The organism is Glaciihabitans sp. GrIS 2.15 (genome assembly GCF_035984695.1).
In the GTDB taxonomy this organism is placed as follows: domain Bacteria; phylum Actinomycetota; class Actinomycetes; order Actinomycetales; family Microbacteriaceae; genus Lacisediminihabitans.
In genome coordinates this window covers 270,930-279,211 of the sequence record NZ_JAXCHU010000005.1, presented here as the reverse complement: position 1 = coordinate 279,211, position 8,282 = coordinate 270,930, and the positions used below count along the sequence as shown (strand labels likewise).

The 8,282-nt window shown below is 60.2% G+C and carries 9 protein-coding genes; 5 read left to right on the top strand and 4 right to left on the bottom strand.

Features of this window, described 5'->3' with window-relative positions; genetic code table 11:
• Window positions 1-96: 96 nt before the first annotated feature.
• Complete coding sequence (locus RCH11_RS09745) at window positions 97-561, bottom strand: GNAT family N-acetyltransferase (protein WP_327056791.1); 465 nt, start codon at window positions 559-561, stop codon at window positions 97-99.
• Between the two features lie 354 nt (window positions 562-915).
• Between RCH11_RS09745 and RCH11_RS09740 the strand changes: the two genes are divergently transcribed.
• The 3 genes from RCH11_RS09740 (at window position 916) to RCH11_RS09730 (ending at window position 3,072) form a co-directional block, all read left to right on the top strand.
• Window positions 916-1,227 (top strand): hypothetical protein, encoded by a 312-nt coding sequence (locus tag RCH11_RS09740; RefSeq protein ID WP_327055835.1) that lies wholly within the window; start codon window positions 916-918, stop codon window positions 1,225-1,227.
• Between the two features lie 864 nt (window positions 1,228-2,091).
• The gene (locus RCH11_RS09735) at window positions 2,092-2,325 is read left to right on the top strand and encodes a DUF2283 domain-containing protein (RefSeq protein ID WP_327056790.1); all 234 of its coding nucleotides are present in this window, start codon (window positions 2,092-2,094) and stop codon (window positions 2,323-2,325) included.
• A 168-nt stretch (window positions 2,326-2,493) separates the two neighbouring features.
• The gene (locus RCH11_RS09730; RefSeq protein ID WP_327056789.1) at window positions 2,494-3,072 is read left to right on the top strand and encodes a hypothetical protein; all 579 of its coding nucleotides are present in this window, start codon (window positions 2,494-2,496) and stop codon (window positions 3,070-3,072) included.
• A gap of 54 nt (window positions 3,073-3,126) precedes the next feature.
• On the opposite strand, the gene RCH11_RS09725 is transcribed toward RCH11_RS09730, so the two are convergent.
• From RCH11_RS09725 to RCH11_RS09715, 3 genes are all read right to left on the bottom strand, one after another.
• On the bottom strand, window positions 3,127-3,348 hold the full coding sequence (locus RCH11_RS09725; RefSeq protein ID WP_327056788.1) for a hypothetical protein: 222 nt from the start codon (window positions 3,346-3,348) through the stop codon (window positions 3,127-3,129).
• A gap of 81 nt (window positions 3,349-3,429) precedes the next feature.
• Window positions 3,430-4,815 carry a S8 family serine peptidase gene (locus RCH11_RS09720; RefSeq protein WP_327056787.1) on the bottom strand — a complete coding sequence of 462 codons (1,386 nt, stop codon included), beginning with the start codon at window positions 4,813-4,815 and terminating at the stop codon, window positions 3,430-3,432.
• Entirely contained in the window at window positions 4,812-6,251 is a 1,440-nt protein-coding gene (locus RCH11_RS09715; RefSeq protein ID WP_327056786.1) for a S8 family serine peptidase, read from the bottom strand. Before RCH11_RS09715 ends, RCH11_RS09720 begins: the two co-directional genes overlap by 4 nt.
• A 625-nt stretch (window positions 6,252-6,876) precedes the next feature.
• Between RCH11_RS09715 and RCH11_RS09710 the strand changes: the two genes are divergently transcribed.
• Entirely contained in the window at window positions 6,877-7,617 is a 741-nt protein-coding gene (locus RCH11_RS09710; protein ID WP_327056785.1) for a metallophosphoesterase, read from the top strand.
• Window positions 7,614-8,243, top strand: a complete 630-nt coding sequence (locus RCH11_RS09705; RefSeq protein ID WP_327056784.1) for a LysE family translocator — start codon at window positions 7,614-7,616, stop codon at window positions 8,241-8,243. The genes RCH11_RS09710 and RCH11_RS09705 overlap by 4 nt, the downstream gene beginning before the upstream one ends.
• Window positions 8,244-8,282 lie beyond the last annotated feature (39 nt).

Sequence of the window (8,282 nt, the reverse complement as noted above, 5' to 3'; positions counted from 1 at the left end):
CGACGACCAGTTGAATCCACCGTTCCTGAGTGACACCTAGCCGGCGATGTCCGGGTCGGCCCGATCGACTTCCGATCTGTCGCATTGATCGTCCGTCTATTGGACGCTCAACTGCTTTCGCATCTGCACCGCAGTGGTCTCGTAGCCCAGAGACTCGTACAGTCCTCGCGCCACGGTGTTGTAGCCGAAGACGTTGAGGCCAAGAGTTACTGCGCCATGCTCCGCCGCGGCGGTTTCCGCGAGTTGCATGGCGGCGCGCCCGTGACCTTGGCCGCGGCGGTTTTCGTCGATCTTGATGTCTGAGACCCACCATGCATCGCCCCCGTCTTCGATCTGTGTAATCCAGAGATAGCCGATTACTTCGTTGCTAACGCCGGGCGTGACCGCCACAACGTCGTAGACAAGCTGGCCCGCGGCTGGCGTCCCGTCTGGGAAGGAAGTCTCGGTGGACGTGCGTGCTTTCTCGGCGGCGACTTCTTGCGAGTCGCCGGCTTTCATCCGTGACTGCTCGTAGTCGCGTCCAACGCCCTCGATCCACTCAGAAAGACTTTTGTTTGGCATAGGACGTAATTCAGTAGTCATCCGACCCACCCTGTCAGAGGGCGCAGCTTGTGCCTATCCCCTGCGGGTAACCAATCCACGAGGAAATGCCGTCCCGACGGCAGCTTGATGAAGCCATGAGATGCAGCCCGCTGAAGGTTCCCGCCTGGCACAGCATCGGGAGCTTCGGCCAATGGATCGCTTACCGACCAATCCGACGTGGGCGAGCGTCTATTGTGGCGAATGAACTGTACTAAACCTGCATGTTCCGTTCACGAGACTCTTCCGAAGGGCACTGAAGAAGGGCAGTTGTTCTACATCTTGAAGCAGATCGCCAATCGTCTCCGTCCACCGTCATACTCCTGGTAGGCAGTCGTGAAATACATCCTTGTCCTGCAATGGCCCGGCATCTCCGAGTCCGACTATGACGCACTCATCGCCATGGAGGATCGGCTGGAGGCCGACCTCCCGTTCGCTCATGGATTCGTTGACGGTCACGACTTTGGCTCAGGTGAGATGAACATCTTCATTCACACGGACCAACCTCTTGACGCTTTCCGCGATGCGACGCTTGTTCTGAGCGGTGACCCACGATGGGCGGACGTCAGGGCGGCCTATAGGCCCACCGAGGGTAACTACTTTGTGCTGGTATGGCCCGAAACTCTTCTTGAATTCTCGGTGTCATGAAACACATTGTCGAGAATCGCGGTGCGACCAGGGCAGTTGCGATAAAGGTTCGGCCTGCGGAGACAAGTGTCACGGGGCAAGGCTCACTGCCATGGGTTCGAGTGAACAAAGACCGCCGTGTCGAGGAGTTGGCACATGGTGTCATGCATTGACCGTATGTTGGTCGACATGATCGAGCGAATGCGTCGTGATGACATCTGGAAGATCTCGGCCTTAGGGTGATCTCCCGACTCCGTCCAGAAGGGCATTTGTTGTGAGGAGCAGCGTCGATCCGACCAGCCCTGCGAGTAAGCCGCGGAGGTTCGTGCGAGCTGACTTCTGGTTCCTCCCATCCATCGTTCTGTGTGTACCGTTCGTTTACGTTGACTGGGTGGGATTCACCATCCGTCATCCGTGGATCGGCATTCCTTGGGCGTCATACGTCCTCGGGGGGATCATCTACTTCCTCGCGAGATTCCGCAGAAGGAGACCGGCAGGGCTCCGGGGCGCCGGGGAGACTGCAGGTCGGGATGATTCTGATTCGGGTGGCGCGCACAGAGGTCCCCGCACTCGGTCGTATTTCCGGAACCTTGGTGTCCTCGATTGGTTGAGCTTTCTAGTTCCGGCCATCTTCGTGGCCAGTGTTGTTGCGATACTGATCCACTATGCCTAGCCGAGGGAACCCTTATGGGCGCCGGGGATGAGGGTTCCCAAGTGATACAGCGTCGGAACGCTGGGCCGTTGGGCGTGATTGGCATCAGCGGTGTCGCACTGGAGGTTCCGCCTACGGGCGCAGTTTGTTCAGTTTGACCTTGGCTCGCCTCTGCCAGAGCCGGTGCACCAATCCAAGCGGATCTTCCGCAGCCCAAACAATAGAGTTCGACCGTGACGAAACGAACGCTCGGTACCTACGATCATGAGGCCGACGCAGCCTATTTCCCGATCGCACCCGGCATTCGGAAGGGGCAAGCCGTGCGTCAAGACGTGCACGAGATAGAGGGTGCCGGCGAGATCGTGCTCGACTTCGACAAGAAAGGCAGACTGCTGGGCGTCGAGGTACTTGGGGCACGATCGCTGCTGAAGCCAGGGACCTTGGCGCGGGCCAAGCGCATCGGGTAGATGCTCGTGCGCCGGTGACACAGTGTTGCCACGCTCAGTGGTCGAGGGGATTGGCCACGACCTGTCGCTCTGACCGTTCCGCCCGCGGGCTCAGTGCAATTCCCGTTATAGCGTTCCGGGCTGACGGAAATTAGGCTTCCCCACGTGGCGAAATCTGCGGGCGAACTCATGGCGGAACTCGAAGAGAAATACCGGAGGGACCCGGTCTATCGGGCCACGGTCGATGTGGCAGCACGGACGTCGGCCGCGAACGCTGCGGAGAAGAAGCGGAAGTTGGCCGCCTTCAACGAGGACCTGCTGGCGGCTGGCATCACGGAAACGTCGGACCGGATGACAGGCAAGAGGTCGACCGATGTCCGAATCGTCGAGATCGCCTTCAAGCACCTCGCGATGGAAGGCTACGACGAGTTCACGCGGGAGTGGATCGCTTCCTATCTCACGACGAGGGCCGCCGAGCCCTATTGGGACCGCATCCTGGAGATGCTTCGAACCGCGCCGTCTGGCTCGGGCGAAGCGACCCAGCTCGCGCACACACTAGCCGTCTGCGCTCGGGCCAAGAACGTCGACGAACTTATGGCCTTGGCGCTTGATCCCAGCCTCGGTCAGAGTCGAGTCCTGTTCCTGCGACCGATCAATCGCTTGGGACGAGCCCACGGGAATGCGTTTGTTGCCCAATTTGTCGGCGATGCTGATCTGGGTTGGGAAGCAGGCCGGATCATGCGCGGAATTGGACCCAGCGCGCCATAGAAGGTTCGCCAGACGTTGAGCGGGCCGACGCAGATGCTCGCTTGATGTCGCTCGTCAGCTATTTCCGACTCGACGTTGGCACCAGCGGTAGAGCCCGACGCCAGCCACGATGAGAATCAGGCCAAAGATGATGATCTGGACGGAGGCGCTTGCATAGCCGTCCTGTAAGACAAGGCCGAGGACGGCCGAGACGATCCCGACGATGCGAGCGACCACAATCACGGCGCCGAAGAATCGCAGCATCCGGTACGTGGCCGGCGTCTGCTTTTGGGCCATGGCCGTAATCGTAGATGAGGTTCCCTGCGGGCGCGGCCGGTATTCCCGTAAGAGGTTCCGCCTGCGGGCACTCTCCTGGGATCAGTGGCCTTGCTCGCCTGTGACCGGCCCGTTAGCATCTGATACCGTCCCATCCGGCCTGACACTCGCTGGCGTCGACGCCACCGCCTTGCGACGTAACGACCGCATCAGCACCAGAGCAAGGCCCGCCAACATCAGCAGCAAGACCACTACAACAATGATCCCGGTCAACAGTCCGGGCAGAATCGACCCGGACGCCTTCCCCGGTGACGGTGCAGCAGCAGCAGCAGCAGTTGAAGGGGAAGCGGACGGTGTCGGGGATGCCCCCTTGGCTGCGGCCGCGAACTCCGCCTCCGTGGGCACCCCCAATCCGTTCGGTTTGCTCAGCAGCGGATTCGTATCCGGATACTGGGTTGGATCCACCCGCAACAGATGCGACAGCGACGCCGGGCCATAGCCGTAGCCGGCGGTATCGAAGCTCAACGGGTGGTCTTTCGCCGAGGTGTTCAAAATCAACGACTGGATTAACTGGTTCCCTGTCGCCGTCGGGTACTTCTGCAACGTCAACGCCAGCATGCCCGCCATCAGCGGTGTCGCCAACGACGAACCGGTAACAGAATTACCGTTATCCCCCCACACGTTGCCAGCTGACGCTTGGGTGGGGAACCGGTCTCCCGCTGCTACCACCGTGGTGGTCGAGTACGCCGTGGTCTTTCCGTCATGGACTTGCAGATTGCCTTGGTCATCGAACGCGTTGGTCCCCACCACACCGTTCGCATCTGCCGGAAACCTTTGTGCGGCCTCTGCCACAGTGTTGGGCTGACCTACGACCAATACGATCCCCTTTGCGACGGCCTGCGCAACGGCATGAGTGTCACCGGAGGGCGACGCTGATCCGGCTTGGGACATGGAAATGATTCGGTTGCCATCTCCTATTGCTTTGAGTATCGCTCGACCGAATGACGTGTAGGTCAGCCCGTCGATCTGAGTGGTGGAGCATCCGTTCAAGGTGCCATCGGAGTTGCCATCGGCATAAAACGAAACGATTGCTTTCGGTGCGATACCGGCCACTGAGCCGGTACCTGTGCCATTACCCACCAGTAAGGCGGTCACATCCGACCCGTGAACCGAACCTCTGTTCGCGGTGGTGGTGTCGGCGGGGGTGATGTTGTTGCAGAACGACGTCGGATAGATCTTCAGGTTCGCACCCTGGAACACCGGCAGTGAGGAGTTGATCTGCCCGTCGATGACAGCGACCTTGATTCCGGCACCGGTCCACCCGGCCGCTTGCGCGCCCGCCACGTCGTACTTTGCGTACCACCAGTTCGACCCCGCTGTCTCAGCCGATGCCGACAGGGTCGGCATCAACGCCATCCCGAGCGCGACCACCGCGGCAAGCGCTGACACTGCGGTGCGGCGGGAGTTTGGGTTTCGGTTGCCGATCATGGGTTGGGTCCTGACAGCGTCGGCGTGGGTCCACTCTCGTCATGCACAACAACTCCGCCGGCACCGTACGACCGTGGGGCATCTGAGATACCGGCTTCCGGCACTGTCCCATCAGAACCGACAGGCGCTGGCGTCGACGGTACCGCCTTGCGACGTAAGGACCGCATCAGCACAACAGCAAGACCTGCCAATACCAGCAGCAAGACCACCACAACAATGACCCCGGTCAACAGTCCGGGCAGGATCGACCCCGACCCCTGACCCGGTGCTGGTGCCGCAGAGTTCGAGGGAGATGCGGACGGTTTCGAGGATGCTTTCTTGGCGGCGGCGGCAAATTCTTCCGCGGTGGGAACTCCGAGGCCGCCGGGCTTGTTGAGCAGCGGGTTCGTATTCGGATACTGGGTTGGATCCACCCGCAACAGGTGCGACAGCGACGCGGGACCGTACCCATATCCGGTGCTGTCGAAACTCACCGGGTGATCCTTCGCCGTGGTGTTCGTAATCAGCGACTGGATCAACTGGTTCCCCGTCGCTGTCGGATATTTTTGCCACGTTAACGCCAGCATCCCCGCCACCAGCGGTGTCGCTGACGACGAACCGGTGCCGCTGTTCTGGTTATCCCCCCATACGCCAGCAGCTGACGCTTGGGTAGGAAAACCGGCTCCGGCTGCTACCACCGTGGTGGTTGAATGCGACGTGGTCTTTCCGTCATGGGCTTGCAGATTACCCTGGTCATCGAACGCGTTGGTCGCTACCACACCGTTCGCGTCTGCCGGAAACGTCTCCGTCGCTTGGGACTCGAGGTTGGGTTGTCCGGCAACAATGATCACGCCTTTCGCGACTGCCTCCGCGATGGCTTGCCGATCCCCGTTCGACGCGTCTTCGCCTATCTGGGAGATAGAGATAATTCGATTGCCGTCACTAATCGCCTTCAGGATCGCTATACCTGTCGGTGAATAAATTAGCCCATCTCGTTGCACAGGAAGACAAGCGTTCCTGACGCCATCGGGTCCACCATCGGCGTAAAAAGTGACTGCCGCCTTCGGTGCGATTCCAGCTACCAGGCCGGTACCGGTGCCGTTCCCGACAAGCAACGCGGTCACGTCCGACCCATGGACCGAATCTTCGTTCGCGGTGGTGGTGTCTGGTGGTGTGCTGTTGTCACAGAACGACTTCGGGTAGACCGTGAGGTTCGTGCCCTGAAACACCGGCAGTGAAGAGTTGATATGCGCGTCGATGACAGCGATCTTCACCCCGGCACCGGTCCACCCGGCTGCCTGAGCCGCCGGCACACCGTACCAGTCACGCCACCAGTTCGACCCGCCAGTGGTAGCTGACGCCGACAGGGTCGGCACCAACGCCAACCCAAGCGTGACCGTCACCGCAAGCGCTGTTACTGCGGTGCGGCGGGCGTGTGGGTTTCGGTTGCCGATCATGTGTTCGGTCCTGACAGTTGCGTGGCAAGGGTGGGCATATCCTCATCATCCACGACAACCGGCCCGGCCCTGCATTAGCCCTGCCCCCAGTTGGTGGACACGGGGTCAAGGCCATCGCTGAGAGGTGATCGCTTCGACAGTTCGACATGCGACCCAAACTGGTCGGACGTAGAAGAGGCCCGGTCACGTCACTGAACCCGCAAGGCCAAAGGCTCGGAATTACGTCCGTGGTGTCTCGTATGAGGTTCCGCTTACAGGCGATCTGGGCCGGCGCACTGTCTCGTAACTCACGAGATGTAAGTCGACTCAAAGTCCGCAATGCGGTGTCGAGTGGTCATTGCACGCCGCCTTTTATCGCCAAATTTTGATGCTGATGAGTGTGAGTGCTGCAGTTCGCAAACGATCGTTTTCGAGCTGCAAAGCGCTCACCCGCCGGGGGCAGCCACAAAGGTGTTAGATCTGCTGTCCACGAAACTGCTTGGAATCAAGATCCGGAAACGCGTTTTGAAATGGACTGGGGTTTTGACACCGTTTTTGAACGCTGTGGGAACTCACCAAACCCCTCTTTCGATGTGACGAGCTTGGTGTCGGTACCGTGGATGCACTAGCCAGGAATGAGTACTTCATGTTGACGATTGCGCATTTGAGCGACCCGCACCTTGATCTTTCTCCCGAACGGATGCAGCGGTTCGCTGCCACACTGCGCCAGGTCGGCGCTCTTCCCAGAGTCGATGCGCTTCTCGTGAGCGGTGACCTTGCAGATCACGGGCTGGCTGAGGAATACGCGAGCTTCTTCGCCAACCTTCCCTCCGGTGTTCCCACGCTAGTAATCGCTGGCAACCATGACCTCGCCGCGCCCCTAGCCGGCGCATTGGTCGCAGCAAAAATGACACCGCATTCGAATGCGGTTCTGCACCTCGACGGGCTGACCATCATCGGGCTGGACTCCCATGTCGACGGTCGCGACGACGGACTTCTCGATGCAGCCACGTTGGACTTCGCCCGCGACGAAATCGGCGCCGTCCCCGGGCCTGTAGTGGTGATGCTGCACCACCCGCCCGTACCGATCGGGCACCACATCGTGGATGAGCACTTCGCACTAGCGAACCCGCAAGACTTGGAACTACTTATCCGGGAATCCCCGAGGGTAATCGCCGTCTTCACCGGGCACGTTCACGCAGCATTCACCACAACGTTTGCGGGGGTGCCAATTCTTGGCAGCCCCGGCATTGTGTCCACGATGCGTCTTGGTAGCCGCACGGGCCCCATCGCAGATGTTGACGCCATGCCGGGCTTCGCGCTCCATGCGATTGACGGGCAGAACATCAGGACGGTCTTTCACTACCTTCGCCCGATGGATCTATGACAGTTGCTGCGGCAGTCCTGATTATCCTGCCCTTTGTGCTCGCGCCGGGGGCGAGCTTTGCACTCACCATCAGTGGTGCTGCAGCTGGTGACCGCGCTGCAGGTCTGCGCGTCGGGCTTGGTACGTCAATCGGTATCGCTCTGATCGCGGCTGTGGCCGGAATCAGCGGAGTGGGCCTTTTTGTCGCCTCCAATGAGCTGATCCGTGTCTGGTTCGAGATCGTCGGCGGTCTGTTGCTAATCGGGTTCGGCGTGAGGCCCCTTATGAAGTTCTGGCGAGCCCGCACACGGGGCGGCGCAGAGCGGAGTGAGCCACGTCCTGTTCGGCTTGTCGCATGGGGCTTTGTCGCCGTTGTCACGAACGTGAAGGCCCTGGCGCTATACGTGATTGTCGTACCCTCGAACATTCCCGGCGAGACTTCTGCGTTCGAGGGTTACGCAACTATCGCTGCCGTCCATATTGTGATGCTTCTCGCTTGGCTCGCTCTAGTAACCGCGCTCGTAACTCAGGTACCTCTGATCGCGGACAAGCCGCGAATCGCGATCGTGCTCCAGGCTCTAGCAACTGGGGCGCTCATTGTGATGGGAGTCCAGAGCACCGTCAGCGGACTGGTCTTATTGCTTTGACTGGCCTTGAACAACGTTTCTTAGAGGGTTCCGCTTACG